The sequence below is a fragment of the Deinococcus cellulosilyticus NBRC 106333 = KACC 11606 genome, assembly GCF_007990775.1.
In the GTDB taxonomy this organism is placed as follows: domain Bacteria; phylum Deinococcota; class Deinococci; order Deinococcales; family Deinococcaceae; genus Deinococcus_C; species Deinococcus_C cellulosilyticus.
This window is the reverse complement of record NZ_BJXB01000009.1, coordinates 98,411-114,502: the sequence shown is the minus strand read 5'-3', so window position 1 is coordinate 114,502 and position 16,092 is coordinate 98,411. Positions and strand designations below refer to the sequence as shown.

Annotated in this window: 12 protein-coding genes; 10 read left to right on the top strand and 2 right to left on the bottom strand. The window is 57.4% G+C overall.

Annotation, left to right across the window (positions count from 1 at the left end):
- The first annotated feature begins 29 nt into the window (after positions 1-29).
- From DC3_RS11665 to DC3_RS11630, 8 genes are all read left to right on the top strand, one after another.
- Complete coding sequence (locus DC3_RS11665) at positions 30-935, top strand: ABC transporter substrate-binding protein (RefSeq protein ID WP_146884551.1); 906 nt, start codon at positions 30-32, stop codon at positions 933-935.
- Between the two features lie 48 nt (positions 936-983).
- Positions 984-2,117 (top strand): ABC transporter permease, encoded by a 1,134-nt coding sequence (locus DC3_RS11660; RefSeq protein WP_146884550.1) that lies wholly within the window; start codon positions 984-986, stop codon positions 2,115-2,117.
- Positions 2,114-3,049, top strand: a complete 936-nt coding sequence (locus DC3_RS11655; RefSeq protein WP_146884549.1) for an ABC transporter ATP-binding protein — start codon at positions 2,114-2,116, stop codon at positions 3,047-3,049. Before DC3_RS11660 ends, DC3_RS11655 begins: the two co-directional genes overlap by 4 nt.
- Entirely contained in the window at positions 3,046-3,783 is a 738-nt protein-coding gene (locus DC3_RS11650; protein ID WP_146884548.1) for an ABC transporter permease, read from the top strand. Before DC3_RS11655 ends, DC3_RS11650 begins: the two co-directional genes overlap by 4 nt.
- A gap of 305 nt (positions 3,784-4,088) precedes the next feature.
- Positions 4,089-4,964 (top strand): MurR/RpiR family transcriptional regulator, encoded by an 876-nt coding sequence (locus tag DC3_RS11645; RefSeq protein ID WP_146884547.1) that lies wholly within the window; start codon positions 4,089-4,091, stop codon positions 4,962-4,964.
- Between the two features lie 15 nt (positions 4,965-4,979).
- The gene (locus DC3_RS11640) at positions 4,980-6,467 is read left to right on the top strand and encodes a gluconokinase (RefSeq protein WP_146884546.1); all 1,488 of its coding nucleotides are present in this window, start codon (positions 4,980-4,982) and stop codon (positions 6,465-6,467) included.
- 29 nt (positions 6,468-6,496) lie between these two features.
- A complete protein-coding gene (locus tag DC3_RS11635; RefSeq protein ID WP_146884545.1) occupies positions 6,497-7,822 on the top strand; it encodes a GH1 family beta-glucosidase in 1,326 nt (441 codons plus the stop codon).
- A 178-nt stretch (positions 7,823-8,000) separates the two neighbouring features.
- Positions 8,001-8,852: an aldo/keto reductase gene (locus DC3_RS11630; RefSeq protein ID WP_146884544.1), complete on the top strand. Its 852-nt coding sequence runs from the start codon at positions 8,001-8,003 to the stop codon at positions 8,850-8,852.
- 43 nt (positions 8,853-8,895) lie between these two features.
- On the opposite strand, the gene DC3_RS11625 is transcribed toward DC3_RS11630, so the two are convergent.
- Complete coding sequence (locus DC3_RS11625; protein ID WP_146884543.1) at positions 8,896-9,201, bottom strand: Dabb family protein; 306 nt, start codon at positions 9,199-9,201, stop codon at positions 8,896-8,898.
- Between the two features lie 462 nt (positions 9,202-9,663).
- Between DC3_RS11625 and DC3_RS11620 the strand changes: the two genes are divergently transcribed.
- Together DC3_RS11620 and DC3_RS11615 are read left to right on the top strand one after the other, a co-directional pair.
- The gene (locus DC3_RS11620; RefSeq protein WP_146884542.1) at positions 9,664-10,926 is read left to right on the top strand and encodes an MFS transporter; all 1,263 of its coding nucleotides are present in this window, start codon (positions 9,664-9,666) and stop codon (positions 10,924-10,926) included.
- A 329-nt stretch (positions 10,927-11,255) separates the two neighbouring features.
- Complete coding sequence (locus DC3_RS11615; protein ID WP_146884541.1) at positions 11,256-13,082, top strand: glycoside hydrolase family 3 protein; 1,827 nt, start codon at positions 11,256-11,258, stop codon at positions 13,080-13,082.
- Between the two features lie 91 nt (positions 13,083-13,173).
- On the opposite strand, the gene DC3_RS11610 is transcribed toward DC3_RS11615, so the two are convergent.
- Positions 13,174-16,092: a DUF4132 domain-containing protein gene (locus DC3_RS11610; protein WP_146884540.1), complete on the bottom strand. Its 2,919-nt coding sequence runs from the start codon at positions 16,090-16,092 to the stop codon at positions 13,174-13,176.

Sequence of the window (16,092 nt, the reverse complement as noted above, 5' to 3'; positions counted from 1 at the left end):
AGCCGTATCTGTCCTGCTGGAGGAGAATCATGAAGAAAAGTGTTTTACTGATTGCCGCTTTTGCCCTTGCCGCACAGGCTTCTGCCAAACCGATTGTTGTGGCGAGCAAGCTGGACCCCGAAGCACAACTTCTGGGGCAGATCATCCTGCTGACCCTGAAAGACGCCGGATTTGACGTCACCGACAAAACCAGCCTCGGGGACACCGGAGTGGCCCGTAAAGCCATCCTGTCTGGAGAAATTGACGTTTACCCCGAGTACACCGGAAATGCCGTCTACCTCTTCCCGGAAGCCAAAATCAGCAGCGAGAATGCACAGAATCCCAAAGTGATTCACAAGCTGGCAAAAGACCTGGATGCCAGAAACGGCATCACCTGGCTGAATCCTGCCAACGTGAACAACACCTGGGCACTGGCCCTCCCTGCCAAGTTTGCCAGGGCCAATAAACTTTCCAGTTATGCCGATCTGGCAGGCTACCTGAACAAAGGCGGCAACCTCAAGGTGGCCGGGAGCCCGGAGTTCTTCAACCGTCCTGACGCATTCCAGCTCTTTGAAAACACCTATGGCTTCAAATTGAAAGCAGACCAGAAGCTGCTGCTGGCCGGAGCCACCCCTCTGCAAACCCAGCAGGCTGCAGCAAGTGGGCAGAACGGTGTGAATGCAGCGATGGCCTACGGCACCGACGGGACCATTGCTGCGCTGGATCTGGTGGTGCTCAAAGACCCCAAAAATGCCCAGCCGGTGTACCAGCCAGCACCCATCATCCGCACAGAAGTGCTGAAGGCCAACCCCAAAATCCAGACTTTGCTCAACAAGGCTTTCAGGACGCTGAACCAGTCGGGCATCCAGAAACTGAACGCCCAGATTGCCGTAGAAGGGAAGCCTGCCCGTGATGTGGCAGCAGCCTTCCTGAAGAGCAAAGGCATCATCAAGTAACGCCAGAGGGGTCAGGGGAGCATGCTCCCCTGGCTTTTTGCCTGACCCATGAAGCACACCTTTGATTTCAGGACCCTTCTGCTTCCGCTGGCCCTGCTCGCGGCAGCCCTCTTTCTGCCGTGGACAGGTCTGAGACCCAACCGCATTGCCCTTCCCGAGTTTCACATGCTGGCCGCGCAGCACCAGTGGCTTGGAGGGGCTTTGCTTTCTGTTCTCGCAGCCGTCGGCTTTTTCCGGCCCAGATGGCTCTGGTTGCCTGCCAGCTTTGCGCTGGCAGGTGGTTTTTTTCTGTTTGGACTCCTCACCCGTCACGATCTTCTGGGCCAGTCTGAAATCGCCAGGGTGAGTGCAAGCACAGGCTTCTGGTTGTGGATGGTGGGTGCAGGCATGGCCCTTTACGTCTCCAGTCTGGCCCTCCCTTCAAGGCGGCAACTCTGGGCGTGGCTGTGGGTTCCTGTGGTGGTCCTGCTTTACCTGACCCATCAGCTGGACAGCTGGAGCGTGCTGGTCGAGGGCCGCAACGAAGGGGAACGCTGGCTCGCAGAACTCGGGCAGCACTTCAGGCTGACGCTCTCAGCCCTGCTGGTGGCCACCCTGGTCGGTGGACCGCTTGCTGTGTGGTCCAGCCGCAATGAGAAGGCAGCAGCCTTCACCCTCGGACTGGCCGGAGCTTTCCAGACCGTACCCAGTCTCGCCCTGCTGGGCCTTCTGATTGCCCCCCTTTCATGGCTTGCGGACCATGTTCCCGGCCTGCGGGCTGCGGGGGTGAGCGGCATCGGGACCACACCTGCCCTGGTGGCCCTTACCCTGTACGCCATGCTCCCTCTGCTGCGAAACGGGGTGGTGGCCCTCAGGGGTGTGGATGAGGGCGTGCTGGACGCTGCCCGTGGCATGGGCATGACTGACACCCAGCGTTTCTGGAGGGTAGAGCTCCCTCTGGCACTGCCGGTGTGGCTCGCCGGGGTGCGTCAGGCGATGGTCCTCCTGATTGGTGTCACCAGTGTTGCTGCCCTGATCGGAGCAGGAGGACTGGGCGTGTACATCTTCAAAGGGCTGCAGGGAGGGGCTACAGATCTGATTCTGCTGGGGGCCATCCCAGCGTGTCTGCTGGCCGTGCTGGCCGATGTGCTGCTGCGTGCCCTGGAGCAACTGCTTGGAACAAAACTGGGAAGGACCACATGATCGAACTGAAAGGCTTGCAGAAAAAATACGGGGAGCGCACCGCAGTGGAGGACCTGACCCTCACCTTCCCGGCAGGCAAAATCACTGCCCTGCTGGGGCCATCAGGGTGTGGAAAGACCACCACCCTGAGGATGATCAACCGCCTGATTGAACCCACCGCAGGCAGCATCTCCCTGAACGGTCAGAACGTGCTGGGCATCCGGCCCGAGGTGCTGCGCCGCAACATGGGTTACGTGATCCAGCGAATTGGGCTCTTTCCCCACCTGACCATTGGGCAGAACGTCGCCACGGTGCCTGACCTTTTAAAGCAGGACCGAAAACAGACCCGTCAGAAGGTGGATGAACTTCTGCAACTGGTGGGTCTTGATCCTGACCTCTTCCGGGACAAGAAACCTGCAGAACTTTCCGGAGGGCAGCAGCAACGGGTGGGGGTGGCCCGTGCCCTCGCTGCAGACCCTCCTGTTCTCCTGATGGATGAGCCTTTCGGTGCCCTGGACCCCATTGCCAGAGAGAAACTGCAACTGGAATTTCTGGACATCCAGAAACGCCTTTCCAAAACCATTGTCATGGTGACGCACGACATCAGCGAGGCCATTCTGATGGCAGACTGCATTGCCCTGATGAATGAAGGCCGCCTGGAGCAGTTTGGGACGCCTGATGAACTCATTCATCAGCCTGCCAGTCCGTTTGTGCGCAGGTTCATGGGGGAAGATGCTGTGCTCACCCAGCTTGCAGGCATTTCCCTTGCTGAACTGGTGAAACCCGGGCATCTGGAGGGGGCCCCGGTGCTTTCCTCCAGTGACCATGCCAGGCTGGCCCTGTCGGTGATGCTCCGGGATGGTGTGGATGCTGTGGCCGTGCAAGACCACAGTGGAGTGCTGGGTGTGGTGCACTACAGCGATCTGCTGCATCTGCAGAGGAGCCAGAAGTGAAAAGGGTTGCACGGAGAAGCCCTTTCACTGCACTCATCTGGTCTGCCTTGTTGCTGGTGGCCCTGATTCCAGGCCTGTTGCCCCGACTGCTGGCTCCACTGTCTGCCGGGACACCCCCCGAAACAGACAGACCCCTCTGGCAGCTTACCCTGGACCACCTGCTTCTGGTGCTGCTGGCCGAGGGCATCATCCTGCTGCTGGCGTTGCCACTGGTTGTCTTCGTGACCCGCCCACACAACCAGTCCTTTTTGCGCCTCACAGAAACCCTGACCGGACTGGGCCAGACGGTCCCCACCCTGGCGATTCTGGCTCTTGCCGTTCCAGCACTCGGATTTGGGGTCTATCCGACCCTGCTGGGCCTGATCCTGTACGGTCTCGTTCCGGTGATCTCCAATGGGATCGCGGGCCTGCTCAGTGTGGATGAAGGGGTGCTGGACGCAGCAACCGGAACCGGCATGACCGGACTGCAGAAACTGCTGCGCATCGAGTTCCCACTGGCCATGCCCGTGCTGCTCGCAGGAATTCGCACCAGCACCGTGTACAACGTTGGAACTGCAACCATCGGAGCGGCGCTGGGTGCAGGTGGTCTGGGGTCCCCAATCATCAATGGTCTGTCCCAGCAGAACACAGGCCTCGTGATGGTGGGAGCCCTCTGTGCTGCCCTGCTTGCTCTCACCCTGGACGCCCTGATCGGCCTGATCGCCACAGGAGATGCAGCACCGCAAGCCCGCTGATGTTGCATCTTCATGCCCTGAAAACGCAACAATGCTTCACAAAAACAGAAGAAAAATGATGGTTTTGTTTCATCGTTTTCTGTGCTGATCATCTGGCTTCAACAGCAGGTTTTGCTTTTCGAGCCATGTTTCCTGGTCTTGTGGTCCTCCATCAACACTCCATTGCAGCAACCCCGGTCTGGCCCTGGCTGAAGTTTTGCACGGGTTTTGCAGGAATTTTTGCTTCATTTTGATGCAGGTGTTTTGCAGGTGAAGCCTTAGAATGAATCAAACCACCTGCGGTCTGCACTTCCGAAGGAGCCCTGATGTCGCAATCCTTTCCAGCCCATCTGCCCCCCCTGCTGCGCAAGCTCCATGTCATGCGTGAAGAGGTCGGGGCTGCCAGTGTGCGGATCATTGACACCATCCTGGCCAACCCGGAGGAATTTCTGCACTGGACCATCGCAGATCTCTCTGCTGTGTCCAACTCCAGCGAGGCCACCGTGGTCAGACTGGTGCAGGGCCTGGGCTTCAGAAGCTATCAGGAATTCAAACTGAAACTGTCCCGCACCCTGGCCAGCAGTGACCGGGACGCCTCACAGCAGGTGATCCAGCCTTTCGATGCCCCGGAGCAGATCCTGCAGAAGGTGTTTGAGTCCAGCAGCACCTCCCTCTCGGACACCCTGGAGCATCTTGAGAAAGATGCATTTGCTAAAACGGTGGATGTGCTTTCTCAGGCCAGACGCATCGAGTTTCTGGGGGTGGGGGCCTCTGCCATCATCGCCCAGGATGCCCACCAGAAGTTCCTCAAGCTGGGGCTGCTCTGTGGGGTGCACACTGACACTTACAACATGACGCAGGTTTGCGCACTGCTGGAACCTGCCGATGTGGCCTTCGCCATTTCCTACTCGGGCAACCGGGCAGAAGTTCTGAATGCTGCAAAACTGGCCCGCGACAATGGTGCACAGGTGATTGCCCTTTCTGGTCTCGGACGCACGCCCCTGTCCCGTCTGGCCCACCACACCCTGACTGTTTCTGCCACCGAAAGCCCTTACAGGCCAGAACATGTGGCTTCCCGACTCGCACAGCTCTGCATTGTGGACGCCCTGGTGGCCTCCCTGCATGTGCTGGGCGAACCTTTTTCAAGCAGGCGCATCAACAAGATTGATCAGGCCCTCAAAAAAGCGCAGGAAAGAAAGTGATGACCAGAGGCATGCATGTACATCCGATCTGAACCCATTGTGCTCAGCATTGACATTGGCTCCAGCAGTGTGAAAGGTCTGGCCTACGACCAGAACGGACAGGCCTTGCCGGGCATCCGGGCCAGAGTGTCCTGTGGCCTCTCACACAGCGACGATGGAGGCGCAGAGGCCAATCTGGCCCGCATCACGCAGGCCGTGGATCAGGTGCTTGATGCCCTCCATGTGCGCTCTGGCAGCAGGGAGGTGCTGGGGGTGGCCTTCACCAGCATTGCCTCCAGCCTGGTGGCCCTGGACCGGCACCAGCAACCGGTGTTGCCAGTGCTCACCTACGCGGACACCCGCAGCGTCCCTGCCCTGGGTCAACTGCAGCCCGATCCAGGCAGGGTCAATCGCACAGGCTGTCCTGATTACACCGCCTACTGGACCGCCCAGATTCCCTGGTGGAGGTCTGCGTTCGGCATGGAAGCCACCACGTGGTGCAACATTGCAGACCATGTGCTGTGGAGGTATTTTGGGGGCACGGTGCGGACCTCTTACTCACTGGCCTCCTGGACAGGCCTGCTGAACAGGCACCTCCTGAGGTGGGACCCGGACCTGTTGAACCAGTTGCACCTGAGCGAGGACCAGTTGCCCCTGCTGGATGACCACACGGCAGCCCACCGGCATCTGGGCGCAGAATACGCCCACAGGTGGCCCAAATTTGCCCACATCCCTTTCTTTCCTGCCCTCGGGGACGGAGCGGCAGCCAATGTGGGCAGTGCAGCCACCCGCATGGACACTGTGGCCCTCACTGTGGGAACGACCAGTGCCCTGCGTGCAGTGGTTCCCAGCAGACTTCCATCCATCCCCGCTGGACTCTGGTCTTACCTTGTGGATGAGGACCATGCCCTTCTCGGGGGAGCCCTCACCGAAGGGGGCAACATCCACCAGTGGATGCGGGAATCCCTGAACCTGGGCCCCTGGAATGAACTGGAAAAGCGGGTTGCAGAGATTGAACCGGACAGCCACGGGCTCACTTTTGTCCCCTCTTTCAGTGGGGAGCGCAGCCCCAACTACAACCCACAGGCCACGGGCACCCTGCATGGCCTGAAACTCAGCACCCATCCACACCAGATCGTGCGGGCAGGGATGGAAGGCATTGCCTACCGACTTGCAGACATTGCCCGTCGCCTCAGGCCCTCCCTGGGCGCAGCACCCACCTATGTGGCTAGCGGTCAGGCGATTCTTTCCTCCAACCTGTGGCTGCAGATGCTCTCAGATGTGCTGGGAGCTCCTGTGGTGGTCACGGATGTACCCGACGAGGCCACTGCACGCGGGGCCGCCCTGATGGCGCTCAAGGCCCTGAACATCCTCGACCCTTTTGAACTCCCAGAGCGGATGGTCACGGCAGCCTTTGAACCCAGACCGCACATTCACGACATTTACCAGCAGGCCCTGAGACGCCAGATGCAACTGATTGAAGCCCTGACCCCCAGAAACCAGTTCAGTGAAACACTGGCCTGACTCCAAACATTCAGCATGAAAGGCACACCATGAAAGACCCCATCCACCCTTACCCTGCAGACTTCGCCTGGGGCGTTGCCACCAGTGCCTACCAGATCGAGGGTGCAGCCTTCGAAGATGGCCGTGGCCCCTCCATCTGGGATGCCTACGCCCTGATGCCCGGAAAAATCCTGAACGGTGAGAACGGCACCACTGCCTGTGACCACTACCACCTCTGGGAGCAGGACCTTGACCTGATCAAAGGGCTCAACCTCAACGCCTACCGTTTCTCGGTGGCCTGGCCCCGCATCCTCCCTGAAGGCATGGGCAGGGTCAATGAAAAGGGCCTCGACTTCTATGACCGTCTGGTGGATGGGCTGCTGGAAAGGGGCCTGGACCCCCACCTGACCCTCTACCACTGGGACCTCCCACAGGCCCTGCAGAACCGGGGGGGATGGGCCAACAGAGACATCCCGCACTGGTTCACCGAGTACGCCCTGACCGTCTACCGCAGGCTGGGAGACCGGGTGAAGAGCTACTGCACCTTCAACGAGCCGTGGTGCACTGCAGAACTGGGGTATCACATTGGACGGCATGCCCCGGGCATTCAGGATCTGCGCATGGCCCTGCTGGCCTCCTACCACATCCAGTTGGCCCATGGGGACGCCATCGCGGCCCTGAGAGGGGAGAACACCAGGGCCGAACTGGGCACCGTACTGAACCTCTACCCCGTAGATCCGGCCACCGATTCGCCTGAAGATCAGGAAGCCGCCCTGCTGCTGGATGCGAAAATCAACCGCTGGTATCTGGACCCGGTGTTCAGGGGGACCTTCCCTGACCGGGCAGTGCAACACTACGGTGACCTCATGCCCGAAATCGATCCTGAAAGGCTCAAAGTGGCCGCTCAGCCTCTGGATTTTCTGGGGGTGAATTACTACTATCGCTACTGGGTCAGCACCGAAGGCAAAACCCTGCAGAACGCCGAGCGCACCGACATGGGCTGGGAAGTGTACCCGGAGGGCATCTACCGCCTGATGAAAGACCTGCACCGGGAATACCCTGCTCCGAAGTACTACATCACCGAAAACGGAGCTGCATTCAAGGATGAACTGGTGAATGGACAGGTGCATGACGAGGATCGGGTCCGCTTCCTGAAAGACCACCTGCAGCATCTGGGCCGCGCCATTGCAGAAGGTGTCCCGGTGAAAGGGTATTTCGAATGGTCGCTGATGGACAATTTTGAGTGGGCATTCGGGTACAGCAAGCGTTTTGGGATTGTGCATGTGGACTACGAAACCCAGAAGCGCACCCTCAAGGACAGTGCAAAATGGTACCGCAATTTTGTGGGTGAACAGCGCGGTATCTTGCAGAAATAAAAAGCGCTGGTCCTCATCCTGAGGGATACACTTTTCTTTCCTCGTCATGCCCATGTCGTTGGCCTGATCAGGCAGAAATGTCCCAATCTCTGCTGTGAACTGCCAACTGTAAACTTCCCAGAACAGCACCCCCCTCCAGCCCTTCTGACCTATGCCATTGAACACAAAAGGAGACCTCATGACCCAGACTTTAAACGCTGCACACAGTGGAACCTTCAAAATTGGTGGAGAACTCGAAATCAACCGCCTCGGCTTCGGGGCCATGCGCCTGACAGGCCCGGGCATCTGGGGTGAGCCTGCCGACCCCGGGAATGCCCTCAGGGTCCTCAGGCGGGTGGTGGAACTCGGGGTGAATTTCATCGACACCGCAGATGCTTATGGTCCACACGTCAATGAAGAACAGATCCGTGAAGCCCTGCACCCTTATGCGGATGGTCTGGTGATCGCCACCAAAGGAGCACACACCCGCCAGGGTCCGGACCGCTGGGTGCCCGTGGGCCGCCCTGAGTACCTCAGGCAATGCGTCGAAATGAGCCTGAGGCGTCTGAAACTGGAGCGCATCGACCTGTGGCAACTCCACCGCATCGATCCAAAGGTGCCCAGAGACGAGCAGTTCGGGGTCATCAAGGAAATGCAGGACGAGGGCAAGATTCGTTTCTTCGGGCTTTCTGAGGTGACCGTGGAAGAAATTGAGGCCGCTCAGAAAGTCCTGCCCGTGGTGACCGTGCAGAACATGTACAACCTGTTTGATCGGCAGTCTGAACAGGTGCTGGATTACTGTGAGCAGCAGGGCATCGGCTTCATTCCCTGGCGTCCCGTGGCCGGGGGGAACCTGCAGGTGCTGGAAAATGTCGCACGGAAGCACGACGCCACACCTGCCCAGGTGGCCCTGGCCTGGCTCCTGAAACGCTCGAAGGTGATGCTGCCCATTCCGGGCACCTCCAGCATCAAACACCTCGAGGAGAACCTGCAGGGTGCCCGGCTTGAACTCTCTGATGAGGATTTTCAGGCCATTTCTGCAGTGAAGTGAAAACAGAAAGGCCCGGAGACAGCACTCCGGGCTTTTTTGTGGCTCAGGCTTCCTGAACGGTATCAAAGATGGTCACGCGGTTCCAGAACGGCGAGCACCTTTCCCTGAAAAGGTCATGCACCGGATCGACCTGATAGGCGTCGTGCGCTTCCTGGTCTTTGAAGACCAACACCAGACCATAGGAATACCCTTTCTCAATGATCGGGCGGTCCGTGGCTGCAGGTTTGCCCCAGTATCCATGAGCAACCGTTTCGATTTCTGTAAGAGAGGCGATGCCTTCAAGGAAGGTCTGGTGGTCTTGTGCGGAGAGTGCGGGTTTCAACCAGAAGTAGACGCTGTGAATGAACATGGATGGCCTCCTGTGTGGAATGGGACCACACTATCAGGATCTGACTTGAATCAAAACCATACGTCTACATCACCACTGGCATTTCAAATGGATGTCGTGGATTGACTCATTTGTCTGGGCTGATGATAAGATCGTGCCTGCTGATTTGGTCTTGGTGTGGTTGACAGCCTTTTTTTGCCCATCAGCCTGGGTCTGCAGAAACGATGGTTCCGAAAGAAAACCCTCAACTCTGAAAAAATTGTACTCGGTATTGAAAAGTTTTTCAGGTTTGTCCAGGACAAGATCAACCTGAATCCAGAACGCAATTTTCTCTGAGTGTTTTTTTCATCAGATCAATGGTAACCAATCTTCCTTGACCGTGACCCATCACGGCGCCATACTGAAACGAATTTGCCGCTGGTCTCCAGAGACAGTGGCCTGTCAGCCATCCAACACCTTCCCCCGTGCACCTGAGGACTCTTCATGCAATCCCTTTACGCTGACATCCGCGATCCCAAGAAACTCACCACCCTGAAACTGTCCGTCTGGGAAGGCTGCATCTGGCAGATTTATGCCACATGGCTGCTGGGTCCCATCTTCATTGGTTACCTCGGTCACCTGGGGGCCAGCAGCACCGAACTGGCTTTCGCTGGCAGCATTCCCTTTCTGGCCCAGCTCAGCGGCCCGATCACGGCATGGTGGGTTTCACAGGTCAAAAAACGCAAACGCCTGATGTTCTACCTGGGCATGGCCAGCAGGTTGCTCGGCCTTTTGCCCCTCACCCTGCTTTTTATTGATCTTCCCACGTCTGAAAAAGTGGTGTGGCTGCTGGTGGGTCTGACCTTCACCAACATCTTCCAGTCGGCAGCAGGGACCATCTGGAGCGGCATCATGGGAGATGTGGTCCCCAGTGTCATCCGTGGGCGTTACTTTGGCATGCGAAACGGCCTGATGGGCATCTGTGCGACTGCAGCTTCTCTGGCTGGAGGTCTGGTGATTGACCATCTGGTGTCGCCCACCAACTATGCCCTGCTGTTCGGTGCGGCCTTCGTGCTGTCGATCATCTCCACCCTGATGTACCTGATGTACCATGATCCCTATCCCAGTGCCCCAAAACTCACCTTCAAAGACGTGCTCATGACCCCCCTCAGGGACCCAAAATTCGCGCCTTTTCTGCGTTTCATGACCGTCTGGGGTGGAGCCCAGGCTTTCTGCACGGTCATGCTGATTCCCTATTTCCTGAATGTTCTGGACTTCACCATGACGCAGGTGGGTCTGTATGCGGCATTGACCGCAGCCATTGGCCTGCTGGTCAACTACCAGATTGGCAGCATCGTGGACCGCATTCCCAACACCCTGGTCCTGAAAGTGGCTGCCCTCAGCAGTGCCTTGCTGATTCCCATCACCCTGCTGGTCATTCACCAGACCCACTGGACCTTTCTGGTGTGGTTTCTGGCGGTGCTGGAAGCCATCATCTACAATGCCGCCAACCTCGCCATCTTCAATCTCGCCATGCACAAAACCCAGCCTGGGAACCGCCTGCCTTACCTTTCATCGGGCAACCTTCTTTCTGGTGCGGCAGCATTCGTGATGGGTCTGGTTTCAGGCTGGGTTGTGTCCATCTTGCAAGGACAGCAGGTGGCTGGAGCCTACGTGGTGTATTTTCTGCTGTGCATTGTGATGCGTCTGGTCTGTCTGATTCCCATCAGAGGGGTCAGAATTGCGGATGCGGCTTCTGGAGACTGAGCTTGAACAGGACGGCCTGACATCCACCAATCCACCTGTTTCCTGGGGAGGGCAATCACTGGCACGCTTTCCTGCAGGGCATCTGTTGGTTCGGTCGACTGGCTTTTGGCTCTGTTGATCTCCTGCTCATCCCATCCTGAAAGTTTTTTCAGCACATGTCTGCACTTCTGGTGGATTTTCGGTCGATTCAGAGGCAGAGCACTTTCACTTTTGGCACCAACATGCTACCATCGAATCGTTTCGATACTTTGACCCAGACTGTGCACAACATTCATCCCGAAAACAGCGTAGACTGTTACTGTACCGCTAAAGTACCCCCGAGGAGCACCATGAGTCAACCCAGCAACAACCTGAACTTTGTCCACAACCTGCTCTCCCAGATGACCCTGGCAGAAAAAATCGGCCAGATGACCCAGCCTGAAAAAAACAGTGTCAAACCCGGTGACATTGCAAAATACAGCCTGGGATCGGTCCTCAGTGGCGGGGGCGGAAATCCCACCGAAAACAACCCCCGGAACTGGCGCGAGATGGTGCTGGGCTTCATTGAAGAGGCAAAACAATCCCGCCTGAAAATCCCCCTGATCTACGGGGTGGACGCCGTGCACGGACACAACAACATGCATGGAGCCACCATCTTCCCACACAACATCGGTCTCGGAGCCACCCGCGATGTGGACCTGGTGCGCCGCATTGGTCGTGCCACGGCCCTGGAAGTGGCAGCCACAGGGGTCAGGTGGGATTTTGCTCCTGCAGTTTCCATTCCCTACGACATCCGCTGGGGCCGTTCTTTTGAAGGCTACAGCCAGGACACGGCTCTGGTCAGCGAGCTTGCTGCTGCCTACATCGAAGGCCTCAGGGGGGAAAACTGGAACAGCCCAAGCAGTGTTCTGCCCTCCGTGAAGCACTTTGTGGCAGACGGGGCCACCACTTTCGGAAGCTCCAGACGCATTTCTGGTGACCCCAACGCCCTGCAGAACGACGCTACGCTGGCCAATGCCCACGTGGATGCAGGCATGCAGGCCCTCCTCAGCCAGGGAGCATGGCAACTTGACCAGGGCAACAGCGAGATCGACGAGGAAACCCTGCGCACCGTGCATCTGCCGCCCTACCAGAAGGCCATTGAAGCCGGAGCCCTCAACATCATGACGTCCTACTCCAGCTGGAACGGGGTCAAGATGCACGGGCACAGCTACCTCGTCAATGACGTGCTGAAAGGGGAGATGGGCTTTGAGGGCTTCATCGTCACCGACTGGGAAGGCATTGATCAGATTGATGCGGATTACTACACCTGCGTGGTGAAATCCATCAACGCTGGCATCGACATGGTGATGGTGCCCTTCAAGTACGAGCGTTTCATTGAGACCCTGAGCAAGGCGGTGGAAAACGGAGACGTGCCCCTCAGCCGAATTGACGACGCAGTGACCCGTATTCTGAAAACCAAGCATGCCCTTGGTCTGTTCGATGAGCAGGAGATTCCAGACCTGTCCGTGGTCGGTTCCAGAGCCCACCGCGAAGTCGCAAGGGAAGCCGTGCGCAAATCCCAGGTCCTGCTGAAAAATGAAGGTGTCTTTCCTTTCAGCAAAACCCAGAAAGTGCTGCTGGCAGGCTCTGCAGCAAATGACCTCGGGGCACAGTGCGGCGGATGGACCATCTCCTGGATGGGCAGCCACGGCCAGATCACCGAAGGCACCAACATCCTGGAAGCTTTCAGGGCAACGGTCGCAAACCCTGAACTCATCCAGTACAGCGAAGACGGCCTGAGCACTGAAACCTTTGATGTGGGTGTGGTGGTCATTGCAGAAGAACCCGCAGCAGAAGGCATGGGGGACCGCTTTGAACTCAAGCTCACCCAGGCCCACCTCGATGTGATCGCCAATGCCCGCAAGTCCTGCAAGAAACTTGCCGTGCTGCTGCTGTCTGGCCGCCCTTACGTGATCACCGATCACCTTCCTGAGTGGGATGCCTTCGTGGCAAGCTGGCTGCCCGGCTCTGAAGGCCAGGGTGTGGCAGATGTGGTCTTCGGGGATTTCCCCTTCACCGGAAAACTCAGCTTTTACTGGCCCTACAGCCAGCAGGACCTGAAACTCGCCCAGGAAAGCAAGCACCTCTTCAAACTCGGGGATGGCCTCACCACCAGGGTTCCCGTCACCCTCTGAGCTGATCTGCGTCCGGGTCCTCTCCTGGCCCATCAAAATGCTCCCCGGTCTGGTGTGCGGCAACTCACCAGACCGTTTTGCTTCATGTGGATCAGCGGATCTGGCGCACAATGGTGGGATCGATGATCTTCTGGTCTTCTGCCAGCAAGAAGGCTTTGGAGAGAATGATGGACAGCGTATGGTCACCATCGAAAGGCAAAACAACTGCGTTCTGGCCGACCCCCCTGGCAGGGACAATGCACAGGTATTCATCGTTGGGCTCCATCAGAATGTTCCCACTGCCAAGATGGATTTTGTAGGTGCGGATTTTTCCTTTGACCTTGAGGAAACGGCCCTCAATGAACACCTGTTCCCGGATGCTCAGTCTGGGCAGAATCCGGGAGAGCAGTTCTTTTCGGGTGACAGCAGTTGCACCAAGCTCACCAAAACTGTAATCCTGCCAGTACCTGTCATGGTGCTGGTGCAAACCTGAATCCATCCAATTCGGGTCATTTCCGACACTGCACACGCCCACAAACAAATCCACATCCCGCATCACTTCACTGAAGACCAGTGCTGGAATGTCTTGGAGGGGGAGTGGATCAGCATTCAGAGGTTCACGGAAAAATCCACTGGTTTCACCACTTCCCGGGGCGTTCAAAAGGTTCTCGCTTGCATTCAGGGCATAGAAGCGCACCTGATCGGTGGCAAGGTACAGGTAGGTGCCACTCTCGTTGGTGTCTACACCATGTTCATCTCCGGCCCCTTCCACCCAGAATTCTGCTCGGAGGTTCCATGCGTTCAGAATTTTGGTTGGAGGGGGAAAGTATGCGTCCACCATCATTCGCAGGCTGTCTGTCCAGCCCCTGACAGCACACAGGGCATGGAAAGGGTGCTGTTTCAGGATGTGGGACGCGAATCGGTTCGAGTAGACACGGGTGTGTTCTTCTGCAGCGGTCAGCAGGTACACTTCCCTGAAGGCCTGCTTGAAAGGTTGGGTGACCTCCTGCTGCAGGATGAAATCACGCCAGCGCAGCACTTCTTCACTGCTGGTGTCAAGTGGATGCCACAGGGTCACGGTGCTGTGGGCTGGAAGATCCTGGACCTGCCCGTGGGCGTTTACAAACTTGCCCTTGTTCCAGATCAGTGAGGTTTTCTGATCTCCATCATTAAAGTTCCAGATCAATCTGCGGACCACCGTGCCCACCAGGGGGTGATGCAGGTAACGCTCCTGCCAGGTTTGCACAGGCCAGCTTTTCTGTTGCAGATACAGCCCATCAAGGCGTCCAGCCACAGTGGTCAGCATCTGGCGGATGTCTTTGCTGCTGGCTCTCAGTTCCCTCAATTCTTCTGCATGCTCGTGCTTCAAACGGGCCGGAAGGCTCCTGATTTCTGTGCCTGCTGCATTCCAGAAAGACAGTTCAACCTCCTGCCCGGAGACGTCCAATCTGGCTGTGATGTCCCCCCATTGCTCCGTGTGGCAACCTGTTTCATCCAGACCGAAGGTGGGCATTCCCAGTTCTTCCAGGTCTTCAGTAGAGATGCCCAGTTTGCTGGCCTTTGCTGCAAGGGCCTTCTCGATTTCCTTCAGGGTGGGTTTCAGAAGGGTGCGGCTTTTGAGCCGCGCCAATTGGACCAGAGCCCCCTCATGCTCCATCTGGCCGAGAACGTAAATGCAGGCATGGGCAATTCTGGGACTGCGTGGTCCCACTCCGGGAACTTTCTTCAGGCTGTATTCGGCGATCTGGGCCAGGGTCCTGGGAAGTTCAGGGGTGTAAGGCAAGAACGCACACAGCCAGATCAGGCCACGCAGGAGCAGGGTGTTAAAGCCGTCCTCACTCTGGTTGTGGGATTGGTTTGGAATGGTGCGGAGAGGTAAACTGCGACCAGAACAGACTTTTTTGAGCCATGACAGCACCTGTTCCTCGGGAGTGGGCAGGGCCTCAAGCTGCTTCTGAAATGTCCTGAGGAGCCGGGCGTTGGGTTTGGAACCCGTAAACCCAATGCTGTGTTTGAAGAAGTCCAGCCAGGGCTTCGGAGCAGGCATGTTCTTGAGGTCAGAGAGAACCTGATCTGCCCAGTGCTCCCCAGCATTGGGATGTGAAGTGGGGAGCCAATTCAGGGCTTGCTGGGCCTCTTTGCTGGCTGCATAAACTGCAGCAGTGCGTCTGAGCATGGCTGCAGTGGTTTCTGGAAGGGTTCCTGCTTCGAGAGCTGATTTTGCCAGAAGGCTGATGGACTTGAAAAGAGGATCATGGAACCACATGGAATGCCATTTTCCTGCCCATTCAAAAATCACCTGGATCAATTCAGGGTCCAGGGGTTGTTCCTGCTGCAAGAGACGGTCCAGGGTGTAGGTGTGAACTGCGGGTGCAGCAGGGTGGGTGAAAGCAGTCATCAGAACCATGCGCCGGAACTCCACAGGTTGCTGGTGAATGCGCTCCAGAAGCGATGTTCCCCGCACGCTGTGGTCCAACAGATAGGTCCACTTCTCAAAGACAGTCAGTTGTTGCAAGGCGGCCAGTGCCCGGGTTGCAGGATCTGGATCTTGAGGGAATTCTGCCAGTTCATCCAGTTCGGAGGTGCCATCCCGCAATTCCTGTGCGTAGACCTGCATTTCTGCAGACAGGTGGGGAAGCATCCGCTGAATTTCTGTAGCTGTAGATTCGGCTCTGGCCTGCGATAACTCGATGTACTTGCGCAAGGCCACTGTGGCCGAGGGGTACGTCAGGTGCTGTGCTTCAAGGGTCCATTTCAGGACCCTTGCGCGGGCTGCAATTTCCAGAGGCAGCACATGCTGGTGGGCATTCAGTGCGTCCAGGGCTTTCTGCAACCATTTGCGGTGGTCTGCCAGTCCTGCTCTGGCCTGGGGTATCACTTCCAGAAGGGGTTTGAAAGCCTCCTGGTCAAATGGTGCTGAAGTCATGAAGGTGTAGAGGTGGTCCTGCAGGGCTCGGGTTTCAGCATTTTGAGACGGACTGTTGTTGTTCAGGATTTGAAGGATGCGTTCTGAAGCGTCTGGAAAAGCCAT